Annotated in this window: 10 protein-coding genes and 1 pseudogene; all 11 read left to right on the top strand. The window is 49.2% G+C overall.

Annotated features, from left to right (window positions below):
* The first annotated feature begins 8 nt into the window (after nucleotides 1-8).
* The 11 genes and pseudogenes from ISX59_RS15965 (at nucleotide 9) to ISX59_RS16015 (ending at nucleotide 17677) form a co-directional block, all read left to right on the top strand.
* Nucleotides 9-461: a DUF1896 domain-containing protein gene (locus ISX59_RS15965; RefSeq protein ID WP_095231474.1), complete on the top strand. Its 453-nt coding sequence runs from the start codon at nucleotides 9-11 to the stop codon at nucleotides 459-461.
* Complete coding sequence (locus ISX59_RS15970; protein ID WP_095231439.1) at nucleotides 451-6267, top strand: N-6 DNA methylase; 5817 nt, start codon at nucleotides 451-453, stop codon at nucleotides 6265-6267. The genes ISX59_RS15965 and ISX59_RS15970 overlap by 11 nt, the downstream gene beginning before the upstream one ends.
* 662 nt (nucleotides 6268-6929) lie before the next feature.
* Entirely contained in the window at nucleotides 6930-8876 is a 1947-nt protein-coding gene (gene tet(Q), locus ISX59_RS15975; protein WP_032595419.1) for a tetracycline resistance ribosomal protection protein Tet(Q), read from the top strand.
* On the top strand, nucleotides 8873-9994 hold the full coding sequence (locus ISX59_RS15980) for an efflux RND transporter periplasmic adaptor subunit (protein WP_005809248.1): 1122 nt from the start codon (nucleotides 8873-8875) through the stop codon (nucleotides 9992-9994). The genes tet(Q) and ISX59_RS15980 overlap by 4 nt, the downstream gene beginning before the upstream one ends.
* A complete protein-coding gene (locus ISX59_RS15985; protein WP_220576063.1) occupies nucleotides 9991-13104 on the top strand; it encodes an efflux RND transporter permease subunit in 3114 nt (1037 codons plus the stop codon). Before ISX59_RS15980 ends, ISX59_RS15985 begins: the two co-directional genes overlap by 4 nt.
* Complete coding sequence (locus ISX59_RS15990) at nucleotides 13105-14463, top strand: efflux transporter outer membrane subunit (RefSeq protein ID WP_005809240.1); 1359 nt, start codon at nucleotides 13105-13107, stop codon at nucleotides 14461-14463.
* Nucleotides 14464-14584: 121 nt separating this feature from the next.
* Nucleotides 14585-14812: pseudogene (locus tag ISX59_RS15995) on the top strand (hypothetical protein); the annotation flags it as partial.
* 2 nt (nucleotides 14813-14814) lie between these two features.
* Nucleotides 14815-15858 (top strand): ABC transporter permease, encoded by a 1044-nt coding sequence (locus ISX59_RS16000; RefSeq protein ID WP_005809236.1) that lies wholly within the window; start codon nucleotides 14815-14817, stop codon nucleotides 15856-15858.
* Nucleotides 15858-16109 carry an efflux RND transporter periplasmic adaptor subunit gene (locus tag ISX59_RS16005; RefSeq protein ID WP_005809234.1) on the top strand — a complete coding sequence of 84 codons (252 nt, stop codon included), beginning with the start codon at nucleotides 15858-15860 and terminating at the stop codon, nucleotides 16107-16109. The genes ISX59_RS16000 and ISX59_RS16005 overlap by 1 nt, the downstream gene beginning before the upstream one ends.
* Before the next feature lie 301 nt (nucleotides 16110-16410).
* On the top strand, nucleotides 16411-16833 hold the full coding sequence (locus tag ISX59_RS16010) for a dihydrofolate reductase family protein (RefSeq protein ID WP_004291474.1): 423 nt from the start codon (nucleotides 16411-16413) through the stop codon (nucleotides 16831-16833).
* A 238-nt stretch (nucleotides 16834-17071) separates the two neighbouring features.
* On the top strand, nucleotides 17072-17677 hold the full coding sequence (locus ISX59_RS16015; protein ID WP_032543186.1) for an RteC domain-containing protein: 606 nt from the start codon (nucleotides 17072-17074) through the stop codon (nucleotides 17675-17677).
* Nucleotides 17678-17728: the final 51 nt, after the last annotated feature.

The raw sequence follows: 17728 nt of genomic DNA on the forward strand, positions 1-17728 counted from the left end.
CCAAAGTAATGAACAACAAGAAGAACAACGAAGGGCAGTCCGACTTTTCCTATTACGGTCTGTACCTGATGGACTACCTCCGCACGAACAAGTTTGAACAGGCTACCGACACCGCTTTCATACGGGAACGCGCCGATCGTGCCGCCGAAACGTATGAAAAGGCGCGGATTGAAGGCTATCCCACCGACGGTGCGCAGGAACTGGCGATGGAAACACTGCTGCGCGGGTTGCACTATTCCCGGTACGCCATGCTCCACGAAGTCGTGGAGAACGAGTTTGCCAACGAAGTGCCGGAAGAGAAACAAGAAGCCTTTATCCATAAACTCCTGCCGCTTGTCGGCAACGTGTTCTCCGTCTATGACCTTTCGGACGACAACTTCGCCCTGTCTTCCGATTACGACCTGCTCTACACGGAGCTGACGGGAGCAACCGTCCTTTACTTAGACGAATATGGCGTTTAACCGCAAACAGAAACTGCGGGACAACATCGAGGCGATACGGACGGCATTCATCCTTGACAGGGAAAATAGGACAGCGACAACCGAAGAGCGTGCCATACTTCAAAGGTACTGCGGTTTCGGCGGTCTGAAATGTATCCTCAACCCTGCAAAGGAACTGACGGATGCCGTCCGGTGGGCGAAATCCGACCTCGAACTGTTCGCCCCGACGGTGGAGCTGCACAGGCTTATCCGTGAGAACAGCAAGGACGAAACAGAGTACAAGCGGTTTGTGGATTCGCTGAAAGCGTCCGTGCTGACCGCTTTCTACACCCCCAAAGAGATAACCGACACCATCGCGGACGTGCTGGCAGATTACAGCGTCCGCCCCGCCCGTATGCTCGAACCGTCGGCAGGTGTCGGCGTGTTCGTGGATTCCATGCTGCGGCACAGCCCCAATGCGGATGTGATGGCTTTCGAGAAGGATCTGCTCACGGGTACAATCTTGAGGCATCTCTATCCCGACCAGAAAATGCGCACCTGCGGTTTTGAGAAAATCGAAAGACCGTTCAACAATTATTTCGACTTGGCGGTGTCCAACATTCCGTTCGGTGACATTGCCGTGTTCGACGCGGAGTTTCAGCGGAGCGACTCTTTCGGCAGACGCTCCGCCCAGAAAACCATCCACAACTATTTCTTTCTCAAAGGACTGGATGCCGTGCGTGACGGCGGTATCGTGGCGTTCATCACCTCGCAAGGGGTATTGAATAGCACCAAGACCTCCGTGCGTAACGAGCTGTTCAGTCAGGCCAATCTGGTATCCGCGATACGCCTGCCCAACAACCTGTTCACGGACAACGCGGGCACGGAGGTGGGCAGTGACCTGATTGTCCTGCAAAAGAACCTCAGCAAGAAGGAAATGTCGCAGGACGAGCGGCTGATGACCGTGATACAGACGGACACGAAAACCGCCCTGACCGACAACGCCTATTTCATCCACCACCCGGAACGCATCGTGCATACGATGGCGAAACTTGACACAGACCCCTACGGGAAGCCCGCTATGGTTTATCTGCACGAGGGCAAGGCAGCAGGCATCGCCGGGGATTTGCGCCGTATGCTCGACGAGGATTTCCATTACAGGCTTGCCATGCGCTTGTATTCGGGTTCAATCCGGCAGGCAGGAACGGAAGAAAAAGTTGCCGTTCAAAATAAAGTAGAGCGTCCTGCCATAAAATTGGAAACAGTATCCTCGGCGCAGACGGTGGAAACTCCGACAGAAAAGCCGCAACCCGCAGATGAAAAGCCGGAGATAGAACCGCGCCCGCAATATTCCGCAGGCGTGCAGCTCACCCTGCTTGACCTCTGGGGGATGACGGAAGAGGTCAGCCAACCGAAAACCTCCAAAAAGAAAAAGACGGTGAAAAAGGCAGTTACGGCAAAGTCCACTCCGCCCAAACCGAAAGTCACGGTTACACCGACAGCTCCAACTGCAAAACCCGCAATGGAGAATAAGGAGGTGAAAGCGGAGAACACCGCCAAGCCTGCCGACCCGGACGACATCTATGCCACACTGGACTGGGATACCAATCCTCCCATCAACGGTTTCTATGAAATGATGATGGGTTTGACGCCGGAGCGTAGGAAAGAACTTCGGGAACTGGCAAGGCAGCATAACGAGAAACAAGTGGCGGAAAAGACGGAAGTGAAAGCCGTGCCGGAAACTTCCCGTGAGCAGCCACGACAGGAGGAAACACAGCCGGAGGCAGTCGCCGCACCTGCCGTTACAGATACCCCATCGGAAGCGGTGGGGACTTTCCTTTTCCCCGACATCGAAGCGGAAAAGCCGAAGGAGGAAGTCGTGGACCTTTCTCCGCGTGCCTACCACCGCACGCCGGAGATGCACCTGCGCGAAGGGTCGCTGGTGGCTGACCGGGGGCGTCATAACATCGGCTACCTGAAAGACATCACGCCATACGGGGCGACATTCCAGCCGCTCGACCTGAAAGGATACCAGAAGGAAAAGGCGTTGTTGTATGTGTCGCTGCGTGACGCCTACGAGCGTCTGTACCGTTATGAATCGCTCCGGCGCGAGGCAAATGTTCCGTGGCGAGAGCATCTGAATACCTGTTACGATGAGTTTGTCATGCGCTACGGCAACCTCAACGCCAAGCAGAACGTGAAGTTAGTGATGATGGATGCGGGCGGGCGCGACATCCTTTCGCTGGAACGGATGGAAAACGGAAAGTTCGTCAAGGCGGACATCTTCGAGCATCCTGTTTCCTTCGCGGTGGAGAGCCATGCCAACGTAGGCTCTCCCGAAGAAGCCCTGTCTGCGTCGCTCAACAAATATGGTACGGTCAATCTCGACTATATGCGGGAGATAACCGACAGCACGGCGGAGGATTTGCTCACTGCCCTGCAAGGGCGCATCTACTACAATCCGCTCGTGACCGGTTACGAAATCAAAGACCGTTTCATCGCCGGAAATGTCATAGAGAAAGCGGAACGCATAGAGGCATGGATGGGTGACAATCCCGAAAATGAGCGTATGCCGGAGGTGAAGCAGGCGTTGGAGGCTCTGAAAGATGCCGAGCCGCAGCGCATCGCCTTCGAGGATCTGGACTTCAATTTCGGGGAACGCTGGATTCCGACGGGTGTCTATGCCGCCTACATGAGCCGGCTGTTCGACACGGAGGTGAAAATCGCCTATTCCGCAAGCATGGACGAGTTTTCGGTGGTGTGCGGCTACCGCACCATGAAAATCACGGACGAGTTTCTGGTGAAGGGGTATTACCGGAACTATGACGGTATGCACCTCCTAAAACACGCCCTGCACAACACCTGCCCTGACATGATGAAGTCCATCGGCAAGGACGAGCATGGCAACGACATCAAGATGCGCGACAGCGAGGGAATACAACTCGCCAACGCCAAGATTGACGAGATACGAAACGGCTTCTCCGAATGGCTCGAAGAGCAGTCGCCACAGTTCAAGGAGCGGCTGACGACGATGTATAACCGCAAGTTCAACTGTTTCGTGCGCCCGAAGTATGACGGCTCGCATCAGACTTTTCCCGACCTCAATCTGAAAGGGCTGGCAAGCCGGGGCATCAGGAGCGTCTATCCCTCGCAGATGGATTGCGTCTGGATGCTGAAACAGAACGGCGGCGGAATTTGTGACCACGAGGTTGGAACCGGCAAGACGCTGATAATGTGCATCGCCGCGCATGAAATGAAGCGTCTGAACTTGGCGCACAAGCCGATGATTATCGGGCTGAAAGCCAATGTTGCGGAGATTGCCGCCACCTATCAAGCGGCATATCCCAACGCGAGGATTCTGTACGCTTCGGAGAAAGACTTTTCGACCGCCAACCGCGTGCGTTTCTTCAACAACATCAAGAACAACGACTACGATTGTGTCATTATGTCGCACGACCAGTTCGGCAAGATACCGCAGTCGCCGGAGTTGCAGCAGCGCATCCTGCAAGCGGAGCTTGACACGGTGGAGGAAAACCTCGAAGTGCTGCGCCAGCAGGGAAAGAACGTATCGCGGGCGATGCTGAAAGGTCTGGAGAAGCGCAAGCATAACCTTGAAGCGAAATTGGAGAAGGTGGAACACGCCATAAAGTCACGCACGGACGACGTGGTGGACTTCAAGCAGATGGGCATCGACCACATTTTCATTGATGAATCGCACCAGTTCAAGAATCTGACTTTCAACACGCGCCACGACCGTGTGGCGGGATTGGGGAACAGCGAGGGAAGCCAGAAGGCACTGAACATGCTCTTTGCTATCCGCACCATACAGGAGCGCACGGGCAAGGACTTGGGGGCGACCTTCCTCTCCGGCACGACTATCAGCAACTCGCTGACTGAGCTGTACCTGCTGTTCAAGTACCTGCGCCCGAAGGAGCTGGAACGGCAGGACATTCGATGTTTTGATGCGTGGTCGGCGATATTTGCCAAGAAGACAACGGATTTTGAGTTCAACGTGACGAACAACGTGGTGCAGAAGGAGCGTTTCCGCTACTTCATCAAAGTGCCGGAGCTTGCCGCCTTCTATAATGAAATCACGGACTACCGCACGGCGGAGGATGTGGGCGTGGACCGTCCCAACAAAAACGAGATACTGCACCACATACCGCCCACGCCGGAGCAGGAGGACTTCATACAGAAGCTGATGCAATTCGCCAAGACGGGCGACGCCACCCTGTTGGGCAGACTGCCGCTTTCGGAAACGGAGGAAAAGGCGAAGATGCTTATCGCCACGGACTATGCCCGGAAGATGGCACTCGACATGCGCATGATAGACCCGCATTACGAAGACCACCCCGACAACAAGGCGAGCCACTGTGCCAAAATAATCGCGGAGTATTATCAAAAATACGACGCGCAGAAAGGCACGCAGTTCGTTTTCTCTGACTTGGGGACTTACCAGCCGGGCGATGGGTGGAACGTCTATTCGGAAATCAAGCGCAAACTGACGGAGGACTACGGCATACCGCCAAGCGAGGTGCGCTTCATTCAGGAGTGCAAGACCGACAAGGCTCGGAAGGCGGTGATAGATGCCATGAACGCCGGGACGGTGCGTGTGCTGTTCGGCTCCACCTCCATGCTCGGAACGGGTGTGAACGCACAGAAACGGTGTGTGGCAATTCATCATCTCGATACGCCGTGGCGACCGTCCGACTTGCAACAGCGTGACGGACGCGGAGTTAGGGCAGGTAATGAGATTGCCAAACATTTCGCCGGGAACAACGTGGATGTAATCATCTACGCGGTGGAGAAGTCACTGGACAGCTACAAGTTCAACCTCCTGCACTGCAAGCAGACTTTCATAAGCCAGCTCAAAAGCGGTGCGATGGGTGCGCGTACCATCGACGAGGGGGCAATGGACGAAAAATCGGGCATGAATTTCTCGGAATACATGGCGTTGCTCTCCGGCAATACCGACCTGTTGGACAAGGCGAAACTGGAAAAGCGGATCGCATCGCTCGAAGGGGAACGCAAGTCGTTCAACAAGGGCAAGCGTGATTCGGAGTTCAAGCTGGAGTCAAAGACCGGCGAGTTGCGCAACAACACGGCTTTCATAGATGCCATGACGGAGGACTGGAACCGCTTCCTGTCGGTGGTGCAGACCGACAAGGAGGGCAACCGCCTTAATATAATAAAGGTGGACGGAGTGGATTCCGCCGATGAGAAGGTCATCGGAAAGCGTTTGCAGGAGATAGCCAAGAATGCCACGACCGGAGGGTTGTACACGCAGGTCGGTGAACTTTACGGTTTTCCGATAAAGGTGGTGAGCGAAAGGATACTCAAAGAGGGATTGGAGTTCACCGACAACCGCTTCGTGGTCGAGGGGAACTACAAGTACACCTACAACAACGGGCATCTGGCGATGGCTGACCCGTTGGCCGCCGCCCGCAACTTCCTCAACGCGATGGAGAGGATACCCTCCATCATCGACCAGTACAAGGCGAAGAACGAGGTGCTGGAGATGGAGATACCGCAGTTACAGGAGATAGCGGGTAAGGTGTGGAAGAAGGAGGACGAGCTGAAGCAGTTGAAGTCCGAACTTGCCGCCCTTGACCGAAAAATTCAGCTGGAGCTTGCGCCACCCACGCCCGAAGTCGCAGAAAAGGAGAATGAAGGGCAACAGCTCAAGCCGGAAGCGGAAGATGTGAGGAACAGGCAGGCGCAATATCCCGAAAATGCACCGCCGCAGATACGCAGTCCGGCGGATAGTATCGTTGCCAACCATGTCATAATCGGGCGTCCGGGACTGTATGCCAAGGAGGAAACCCGGTCCAAAGGATTGAAAATATAACCTAAGGAATTTTATCTGAAGTATTAATAAGGGCTATCCCAAAAGGTCTAAAAGTAAATTTTATCCTTTCTGCAAGTATCTGTAGGATGGCAACTGCATTTTTTTTCTTTTTGGGCAGCCCTTATTAAAATTTATTCTTATTTTAGGTTATATACATTCATGTCCATTTATGTAAAAAATCCTGCTGACCTTGTTTATGTCTTGTCAGTCACCATTTGCAAAACCATATTTGACCCTCAAAGAGGCTGAATTTGATAAGCAACTTGCTACATACTCATAATAAGGAGCTAAATAGAACACGAATGGGAAATACTCAAATGCCAAACTAAAGAAGATATTGGCCAAAATAAACGTTATACCGAGAGAGAAACTTGATTTTTTTCAACTTCCTAAAACGTTGTTGTTCAAACATTTCTACTTATTTGTACTTACCAGTTGAACCTACGCTTCCCTAATAAAATGTCTATGGTAAAAAAAGTTAAAAAATCCTCCCACTTTTGTTAGATATATTTTTTTTGTGTAATTTTGCAATCGTTATGCGGCAGTAATAATATACATATTAATACGAGTTAGTAATCCTGTAGTTCTCACATGCTACGAGGAGGTATTAAAAGGTGCGTTTCGACAATGCATCTATTGTAGTATATTATTGCTTAATCCAAATGAATATTATAAATTTAGGAATTCTTGCTCACATTGATGCAGGAAAAACTTCCGTAACCGAGAATCTGCTGTTTGCCAGTGGAGCAACGGAAAAGTGCGGCCGTGTGGATAATGGTGACACCATAACAGACTCTATGGATATAGAGAAACGTAGAGGAATTACTGTTCGGGCTTCTACGACATCTATTATCTGGAATGGAGTGAAATGCAATATCATTGACACTCCGGGACACATGGATTTTATTGCGGAAGTGGAGCGGACATTCAAAATGCTTGATGGAGCAGTCCTCATCTTATCCGCAAAGGAAGGCATACAAGCGCAAACAAAGTTGCTGTTCAATACTTTACAAAAACTGCAAATCCCGACAATTATATTTATCAATAAAATTGACCGTGACGGTGTGAATTTAGAGCGTTTGTATCTGGATATAAAAACAAATCTGTCTCAAGATGTCCTGTTTATGCAAACTGTTGTCGATGGATTGGTTTATCCGATTTGCTCCCAAACATATATAAAGGAAGAATACAAAGAATTTGTATGCAACCATGACGACAATATATTAGAACGATATTTGGCGGATAGCGAAATTTCACCGGCTGATTATTGGAATACGATAATCGATCTTGTGGCAAAAGCCAAAGTCTATCCGGTACTACATGGATCAGCAATGTTCAATATCGGTATCAATGAGTTGTTGGACGCCATCTCTTCTTTTATACTTCCTCCAGAATCAGTCTCAAACAGACTTTCAGCTTATCTCTATAAGATAGAGCATGACCCCAAAGGACATAAAAGAAGTTTTCTAAAAATAATTGACGGAAGTCTGAGACTTCGAGACATTGTAAGAATCAACGATTCGGAAAAATTCATCAAGATTAAAAATCTAAAGACTATTTATCAGGGCAGAGAGATAAATGTTGATGAAGTGGGTGCCAATGATATCGCGATTGTAGAAGATATAGAAGATTTTCGAATCGGAGATTATTTAGGTGCTAAACCTTGTTTGATTCAAGGATTATCTCATCAGCATCCCGCTCTCAAATCCTCCGTCCGGCCAAATAAGCCCGAAGAGAGAAGCAAGGTGATATCCGCTCTGAATACATTGTGGATTGAAGACCCGTCTTTGTCCTTTTCCATAAACTCATATAGTGATGAATTGGAAATCTCGTTATATGGTTTGACCCAAAAGGAAATCATACAGACATTGCTGGAAGAACGATTTTCCGTAAAGGTCCATTTTGATGAGATCAAGACTATCTACAAAGAACGACCTATAAAAAAGGTCAATAAGATTATTCAGATCGAAGTACCACCCAACCCTTACTGGGCCACAATAGGGCTGACTCTTGAACCCTTACCGTTAGGGGCAGGGTTGCAAATCGAAAGTGACATCTCCTATGGTTATCTGAACCATTCTTTTCAAAATGCCGTTTTTGAAGGGATTCGTATGTCTTGCCAATCTGGTTTACATGGATGGGAAGTGACAGATCTGAAAGTAACTTTTACTCAAGCCGAGTATTATAGCCCGGTAAGTACACCTGCTGATTTCAGACAGCTGACCCCTTATGTCTTCAGGCTGGCTTTGCAACAGTCAGGTGTGGACATTCTCGAACCGATGCTCTGTTTTGAGTTGCAGATACCCCAAGTAGCGAGTTCCAAAGCTATTACAGATTTGCAAAAACTGATGTCTGAGATTGAAGACATCAGTTGTAATAATGAGTGGTGTCATATTAAAGGGAAAGTTCCATTAAATACAAGTAAAGACTATGCCTCAGAAGTAAGTTCGTACACTAAGGGCTTAGGCATTTTTATGGTTAAGCCATGTGGGTATCAAATAACAAAAGACGGTTATTCTGATAATATCCGCATGAACGAAAAAGATAAACTTTTATTCATGTTCCAAAAATCAATTTATGAATTAATACAAAACAAGAAGAAAATATGAACAAGCAATTCATTATCACGAATTTCGCCGCATTTGCTCTCATGCTGTTCCTGCCGACCGGATGCAGGCAGGCGGACGGCAAGCAGGATGCGGTGCAGAGTTATCGGGTCATAAAGGTCGCGGCAAGTCCGGTGGAAATCTCCGAGTCCTATTCCGCCGCCATACGCGGACGGCAGGATGTGGACATCCTGCCGCAAATATCCGGGCGCATTATCCGTCTGAAAGTGAAAGAGGGTGAACGGGTGAAGACCGGTCAAGTATTGGCTGTAATTGACCAAGTGCCCTATCGGGCGGCATTACGCACGGCGCAGGCCAATGTCAGCGCGGCACAGGCAAAAGTGGAAACGGCAAGAATCGAGCTGCGGGGCAAGCAGGCATTGTTTGACGAGAAGGTCATATCCGACTACGAGCTTTCTCTCGCCCGGAACCAACTGGCAGTGGCGTGTGCTGAACTCGAACAGGCAAAGGCACAAGAATCGGATGCACGCAACAATCTCTCCTATACGGAAATCAAAAGCCCGAGCAACGGAGTAGTAGGCACATTGCCCTATCGCATCGGTGCGCTTGTCGGTCCCAATATGGCACAGCCTTTCACGGTCGTGTCCGACAATGCGGAGATGTATGCCTATTTCTCCATTTCGGAGAATATGCTACGGCGATATTCGGCTCGCTATGGCTCGATTGACAGCATGATAGCCGGGACGCCGGAAGTGGGCCTGCAACTCAACGACGGCAGCCTGTACAAGGCGAAAGGACGTATTGAAACCGTAAGCGGCGTGGTGGATCCTGTTACCGGAACGGTACAAATCAAAGCCCTGTTCCCCAATCCCGACCGCGAACTGTTGAGTGGCAGCATCGGCAATGTCATCCTTCAAAACCCGAAAACGGAGGCCGTAACCATTCCCATGACCGCCACCGTGGAACTGCAGGACAAGATTATCGCTTACCGTCTGAAAAACGGACAGGCGGAAGCCGCCTATCTCACGGTGGACCGCCTGAACGACGGCAACCGGTTTATCGTAAAAGAAGGTCTTTCGGTCGGTGACACCATTGTCGCCGAAGGCGTGGGACTGGTGAGAGAAGGCATGAGCATAACCCCTAAAAACGAAACGAAATGAACCTGCGATTTTTTATAGACCGCCCGGTGTTTTCGGGCGTTATCTCGGTGGTGATTGTACTGTTGGGCATGATTTCCATGTTTTCCTTGCCGGTGGAACAATACCCCGACATCGCACCTCCGACCATCAACGTATTCGCAACTTATCCGGGAGCAAACGCTGAAACCGTGCAGAAGGCAGTGATAACCCCTCTGGAAGAAGCCATCAACGGAGTGGAAGACATGACCTATATGACTTCCACGGCATCGAATACGGGAGATGCTTCCATCAACATCTATTTCAAACAGGGAACCAACGCGGACATGGCGGCGGTAAACGTGCAGAACCGCGTGAACGGCGCACTGAGCCAACTTCCGGCGGAAGCCACCAAGACCGGTGTCACCACTGAAAAGCAGCAGAATGCCGAACTGATGACTTTCGCGCTCTATTCGCCCGATGACCGCTTCGACCAGACCTTCCTGAGCAATTACGTGAAAATCAATGTCGAGCCGAGGCTGAAACGTATCAGCGGCGTGGGAAAGGCACAGTTGTTCGGTTCCAACTACAGCATGCGACTTTGGCTGCGTCCCGACAAGATGGCGCAATACGGGCTTATCCCCGATGACATCTCTGCCGTACTTGCACGACAGAACATCGAGGCCGCCACCGGCTCCTTCGGTGCCAATCATCCTACCGCCAATGAATACACGATGAAATACCGCGGACGCTTGTCCGGAGCGGAAGAGTTCGGTGAGCTGGTCGTCAAGTCACTGCCGGGCGGCAATGTGCTTCGGTTGAAAGAGGTTGCCGATGTGGAACTGGGCGATGAATACTACAACTATTCCTCCGAGGTGAACGGGCATCCGGCAGCTATGATGCTCATCAACCAGAAAGCCGGGTCCAATGCATCAAGCACCATCAAGGAGATTCACGAAGTGCTTGACGACCTTAGCCGGGACTTGCCCGAAGGGACGGAATTCGTGGTGCTTACCGATACCAACAAGTTCCTGTATGCCTCCATCCACTCTGTCCTCCGCACCTTATTGGAAGCGATACTTCTGGTCATCGTGGTGGTGTATGTGTTCTTGCAGGACATCAAGTCAACGCTTATCCCTACCATATCCATCTTCGTTTCCATCATCGGCACATTTGCCGTGATGTCCATGATTGGATTCTCCATCAACCTGCTCACCCTGTTCGCGCTTGTGCTTGCCATCGGAACCGTGGTCGATGATGCCATTGTGGTGGTGGAAGCGGTGCAGGCGAAGTTCGATGAGGGCTATCAATCAGCAGTTCTCGCGGCTGATGATGCCATGAAAGGCGTTTCGTCGGCTATCCTGACCTCTACCATAATCTTTATGGCAGTGTTTTTCCCCGTAGCCATGATGGGCGGGACTTCGGGAGCGTTCTACACGCAGTTCGGTATCACGATGGCTGTTGCCGTGGGAATCTCGGCAGTCAATGCCTTCACACTCTCACCGGCACTTTGCGCGCTGCTGCTGAAACCCTATATCGATGAGCAGGGCAACACTAAGAACAATTTTGCAGCCCGTTTCCGTAAAGCGTTCAATGCCGTCTTCGACAGTCTGAGCCGACGCTATGTACGTGGAGTGATGTTCATTATCCATCGCCGATGGCTGTTGTGGAGCATCATAGGCATTTCTTTCGGGTTGCTGGTGCTGCTGGTCAATGTCACAAAGACGGGACTTATTCCCGAAGAGGACACCGGGACGGTCATGGTGAGCATGAACACGAAGCCCGGCACATCCATGGCTCAGACAAGTAAGGTGATGGAGCGTATCAACAGCCGTCTCGACAGCATCGGCGAGATTGAATACAGCGGTGCGGTAGCCGGTTTCTCTTTCAGCGGTTCCGGTCCCTCGCAGGCGATGTATTTCGTGATACTCAAAGACTGGGAGGATCGTAAGGGAGAGGGGCAGTCGGTGAATGATGTCATCGGAAAGATTTATGCCGCCACTTCAGATATTCCCGATGCCACGGTGTTCGCCATGTCGCCTCCGATGATTGCCGGGTACGGCATGGGAAACGGTTTCGAGCTTTATTTGCAGGACAAGGCGGGCGGAAACATCGCCGCTTTCAAGGAAGAGGCGGACAAGTTTGTCGAAGCCTTGTCGCAACGACCCGAAATCGGCGAAGTCTATTCCTCCTTTGCCACGGACTATCCGCAATACTGGGTGGATATCGATGCCGCCAAATGTGAGCAGTCGGGTGTGTCGCCCGCAGATGTGCTTTCCACATTGTCGGGCTATTATACCGGACAATATGTTTCCGACTTTAACCGGTTCTCCAAGCTCTACCATGTGACCATGCAGGCTCCGGCGGAATATCGTGTGAATGCGGAATCCCTGCACCACATGTATGTGCGCGCCTCCGATGGCGGCATGTCGCCTTTGAGCCGGTTCGTGCGCCTGACCAAGACCAACGGCCCGTCAGACCTCACCCGTTTCAACCTGTTCAACGCCATCTCGATTAGCGGGTCGCCGGCGCAGGGTTACAGTTCAGGGCAGGTGCTCGAAGCCATCGGCGAGACGGCACGTGAAGTGCTTCCGTCAAATTACACATACGAGTTTGGCGGCATTTCGCGTGAGGAAAGCAAGACGACCAACAATGCCACGCTTATATTCCTGCTCTGCATGGTTCTGGTCTATCTGATTCTGTGCGCCTTGTATGAGAGCGTGTTCATACCCTTCGCGGTTCTGTTGTCGGTGCCTTGCGGACTAATGGGCAGTTTCCTGTTTGCGTGGCTCTTCGGTCTGGAGAACAACATCTACATGCAGACCGGATTAATCATGATTATCGGCCTGCTTGCCAAGACCGCCATCCTGCTTACCGAATACGCCGGCAAGCGGCGGTCGGAAGGCATGACGCTGGCACAGGCAGCATACAGTGCGGCAAAAGTCCGCCTGCGCCCTATATTGATGACTGTGCTGTCCATGGTGTTCGGTCTTGTCCCGCTGATGATGGCGCACGGAGTGGGTGCCAACGGCAGCCGTTCGCTTGCCACAGGTGTAATCGGTGGAATGATTGTCGGTACTTTGGCTCTGTTGTTCCTTGTGCCGTCATTGTTTATTGTATTCCAATATATTCAAGAACGTGTTAAGCATAATTAAATGAAGAAGACAGTAATATATATCATATTGTCAGGATGGATGTTTGCCGGTTGTGGCACATACAGCCGGTATCATCGTCCTGACCTCTCAACGGAGAATCTGTATCGGGACGTACCGGCGGACATTGATACAACGACCATCGCGTCCCTGTCGTGGCGGGAAATGTTTACCGACCCGAAACTCCAGTCCTTGATTGAAACCGGACTTGAACGGAACACAGACCTCAATGTGGCACGGTTACGCGTGGAAGCGACAGAAGCCGTCCTGATGACTGCCAGACTATCATATCTTCCATCACTGGGACTGACTGCCGAAGGTAATGCCAATAAACATGACGGAGCAACGGCAAAGACATATAATGTGGGAGCGTCGGCAAGCTGGGAACTGGACATCTTCGGCAAACTTACGGCGGCAAAGCGTGGTGCAGCCGCCGCGTTACAAGGAAGCCGTGCCTACCGGCAGGCCGTACAGACACAGCTTGTCGCCACTATTGCAGACAGTTACTACACCCTTGCCATGCTTGACGCACAAATGGCAATAAGTAACCGGACTTTGGAGAACTGGCGGACTACCGTACGTACTCTTGAAGCGTTGAAAAAAGTGGGGAAATCAAACGAAGCCGGCGTATTGCAGGCAAAGGCGAACGTGATGCGACTCGAAGCATCCCTGTTATCCATACGCAAGAGTATTTCCGAAACAGAAAATGCCCTGTCTGCGATACTTGCCATGCCGTCACACTCGATTGGACGAAGTAATCTGGCCGAGGCTGCTTTCCCCGATACTGTCTCGATTGGAGTCCCTTTGCAACTGCTTTCCAACCGTCCCGACGTGCGTCAGGCTGAAATGGAACTGGCGCAGGCGTTCTACGCCACCAATGCGGCTCGTGCCGCCTTCTATCCCAATATTACCCTCTCGGGGACTCTTGGATGGACTAATAACGGCGGTGGCGTAATCGTAAATCCCGGACAATGGTTGCTCAATGCCATCGGTTCCCTGACACAGCCCTTATTCAACCGGGGCACAAACATCGCCAACTTGAAGATAGCCAAAAGCCGTCAGGAAGAAGCCAAACTGTTGTTCCGGCAATCATTGCTGAACGCTGGAAAAGAAGTGAACGATGCTCTGACTGCATGGCAGACGGCAAAATCGCAAATTGAAATCAATGCTCGACAGGTTGAAACATTATGCGATGCTGTGCGAAAGACAGAATCGCTTATGCGTCATTCCAATGCCACCTATCTGGAAGTGTTGACCGCCCAACAGTCTCTTCTCGAAGCGGAAGTGCAACAGCTACAAACTCGTTTTGAACGCATACAAAGTGTAATCAAACTTTATCATGTGTTGGGAGGAGGAATGTAACTGCAATAAATAGAAAAATTTGAAATTATTATTAGTGTTATTCATCTCGGATATTTTTCGTGATTCTGCCGCATGTAGATATTGTACGAAAGCAATATTTGGATTGTAAAATATCAAGCCAATGAAAATACTTTTGCAGCATAAAATATTTATAGGATACTTTCTTTTAATGGCGATCATTGGCAGCATGGTCGCTATTGTTCTGCACGAGCGTAGTCGTGTACAGAAAATAGAGAATGAATCAATCGCTATTTTTCAAACCCAGCACAATATCAATACCACACACCGCTATGTGACCACGTTAGTAACTTATGGTGAATCCGTCATGGTATGGAATGATGAGGATTCTGGGTGAAGTATAAGAATATCAGAGAAGGGGAACAATTGCATTTCGATTTGCATTTTCTTAACCGCATAAAGAAACAGTTCCCGGGGATAAAAGCTATTTCGCCTGAAATAACAGGACCTTATTCGCAAGTGATGAATAAAGCTAAAAGCGGACTTTTTAAGATTATAGGAATCAATGAAAACTATATGGGAATTAAGATACTTAAAATCAACGAAGATGGACGATATTTTAATAAAGGAGATGACGAGAATACCCGTAATGTTACCATTATCGGCGAAAATGTCAGTACGACCTTATTTAATAATCAAAAAGCGTTGGGTAAGTCGATCAACATTGCCGGTATTGATTTTAAGGTGATAGGCGTACTAAAGAATGATGATATTTTCAGCGCTTCGGAAATCAATTCGGTATATGTGCCCTTCTCAAGTTACATAAACTGTATTGACAATAAGACTCCATTGCGCGCTTTCTGTTTATATCTGAACAAAGAAGTTGATTCCAAGCGATTTGAGAATGAGCTGAGAGCCTTCATCGCTAATAAATACCAATTTGCTTATTCTGATAAGCAAGCCTTACAGATAATCAATTTTGAGACACAAACATCTGCTTTTGAGGGACTCTTTGATGGATTGAAAATGTTTATCTGGATCGTAGGAATTTGTTTTCTGATAAGTGGTATTGTTGGAGTAAGCAACATCATGTTTGTCGTGATCAAAGAAAGGAGTAGCGAAATAGGCATCCGTAAGGCTGTAGGAGCAACTCCTAAATCCATTCTTGTGTTAATGCTGACGGAATCTGTCATCATAACTGTAATCTCCGGTATCATCGGATTGATATCAGGTGCAGCTATTCTTGAGATTATAAATTGGTTGCTCGAAAGCGCCCGTCACGCGACAATGATAAAGCATGCAGAAATAGATATAAATGTAGCTGTTCTCGCTTTGGTTATCTTGATTTTGTCCGGTGTCATTGCCGGAGCATTTCCGGCTATGAAAGCATCTGTTATACAACCCATTGACGCCATTAGAAACGAAAATATAGGATAATGAAGACATTTAAGATTATATTAATTTGCATCTTTTCCGCCACACTGGCATTTGTTGCTTTTCGTTCTTCGCTAAGAGGTACAAAGGCAATTTACGAAACTACACAACCACAATATCGCGAGATCAAAGAGGAAATAAACATATCCGGCAATGTTTTTCCGATGAAGGAGATCGAAATAAAATCGCAGATATCGGGAGTCCTGGACAAGATTAATGTTTCGATAGGAGATAAAGTGCGCATAGGAGATTAAATATAAATTCAAGCAATCATAGCCCGTAATTCACTGAATTTGGCTATCTTTGCATAACATTTGAGAAAAACGGCGATTGGCAGGAGCTTTTCGCCGCCAACATATAGGATAAGACCGCAAGGCGTTTCAAGCGAAAATCTGGTAAATTGGAACTACGGAGACGATTGCGTGATGCTTATGCTATGCTTACGCATAGCGTGCATTCACGTACTCTCCGTAAAGGCTTTACCAGAGCCATCGCTTGAAGGTAGTGTGAATTGCACGCTACTTTTTTACCCTTGCCTAACGAAAGGAAACGATTATGGGTAAAGTTCAGATTCTCGCCGTACTGACGATGGACGGATGTCTTTCTTCAGAGTTATATGATAAAGCACATCAGGATTTGTGCCTTGACCGTTGCGGTCTTGATGAAATCAGGAAGAAAGCCTTTTACCGTGTGACACCGGACTATTCCATTTCAATGCTGCACGAATGGAGAAAAGACTGCACAAACATCCGTTACCTCGCGGAAGCCACACCGGACACGGCAGACTATATAAACGGACTGCTGCGGATGCACGCTGTGGATGAAATCATACTATACACCGTTCCTTTCATATCCGGAAGCGGACGACATTTTTTTAAGTCGGCTCTGCCAGAGCAACACTGGACGCTTTCCTCTTTGAAAAGCTATCCCAACGGTGTATGTCGCATTATCTATATCCTTGATAAAAAAGCAAGATAGCCAAAATGTGCGGCAAGCATACATTTCTATTTTCAGGAATAGAATAAATGTTCCGATTACAAACAATTTAAGTCGGAGATAATTTGTCCTTGTGAAAAAATACTGAATTTTATACCTCTGAAATCCAGCACTTTGTAAAATTGAGTGTTGGATTTTTTATTTTCTGCCGCGTTTTTTGCCAATTATATTCATGTGCGCACGCAGAAAACAAAGTGTAATTTTCAAAATTGACAGAACCATGAATTATTTCTTGCTGGCGGAAACCGACTTTTTCCGCCTGATAAACGAAGCCGGCGACTGCAATATGGAAACGGCATACACGGCTTTCGCCACCCAAGTGATCGAACTGTGCAACGGCGGCATGGACATGAACCTTACCGTCATCGCGCTTGCCTACATCGAAATCGAGTTGCAGCACCATCCCGTACGTAATCTGTCAGAAGAAAAAAGAGAGATTGCCGCCTACGTCAGCAAGGCTCTGTCTTTCGTAAGAAAGATGCAGAAATTCCTTGCCACGCCCCAAGTGCCACCACTAATATCCGCCAACAACGCAACAGAAACCACCGCCAGCCTTCTTCAATGGACGGGCAATGCCATCGACCTCGTGGAACTTATCTACGGCATAGACGTGATGGGCTGCATCAACAACGGCAATATGCCGCTCAAACAGCTCGCCCCACTTCTCTATAAGATATTCGGGGTTGATTCTAAAGACTGCTACCGCTTCTACACTGATATCAAACGCCGGAAGAACGAAAGCCGCACCTACTTCCTTGACAAAATGCAGGAAAAACTGAACGAGAAGATGCTCCGTGACGAAGAGATGGAGCGTATGAGAAGATAGACTAAGAATCCCTAAAGAATAACGGGCGGAGCAAGTTTGATACTTTGTTCC

This window comes from Bacteroides sp. FSHCM14E1, assembly GCF_019633785.1.
In the GTDB taxonomy this organism is placed as follows: Bacteria; Bacteroidota; Bacteroidia; order Bacteroidales; family Bacteroidaceae; genus Bacteroides; species Bacteroides hominis.

Coding starts and splice junctions, on each gene's coding strand:
- ISX59_RS16015 (WP_032543186.1), top strand. CDS start 17,072: ATGAATTATTTCTTGCTGGCGGAAACCGACTTTTTCCGCCTGATAAAC.
- ISX59_RS16005 (WP_005809234.1), top strand. CDS start 15,858: ATGAAGACATTTAAGATTATATTAATTTGCATCTTTTCCGCCACACTG.
- ISX59_RS16010 (WP_004291474.1), top strand. CDS start 16,411: ATGGGTAAAGTTCAGATTCTCGCCGTACTGACGATGGACGGATGTCTT.
- ISX59_RS15990 (WP_005809240.1), top strand. CDS start 13,105: ATGAAGAAGACAGTAATATATATCATATTGTCAGGATGGATGTTTGCC.
- ISX59_RS15980 (WP_005809248.1), top strand. CDS start 8,873: ATGAACAAGCAATTCATTATCACGAATTTCGCCGCATTTGCTCTCATG.
- ISX59_RS15985 (WP_220576063.1), top strand. CDS start 9,991: ATGAACCTGCGATTTTTTATAGACCGCCCGGTGTTTTCGGGCGTTATC.
- ISX59_RS15970 (WP_095231439.1), top strand. CDS start 451: ATGGCGTTTAACCGCAAACAGAAACTGCGGGACAACATCGAGGCGATA.
- ISX59_RS15965 (WP_095231474.1), top strand. CDS start 9: ATGAACAACAAGAAGAACAACGAAGGGCAGTCCGACTTTTCCTATTAC.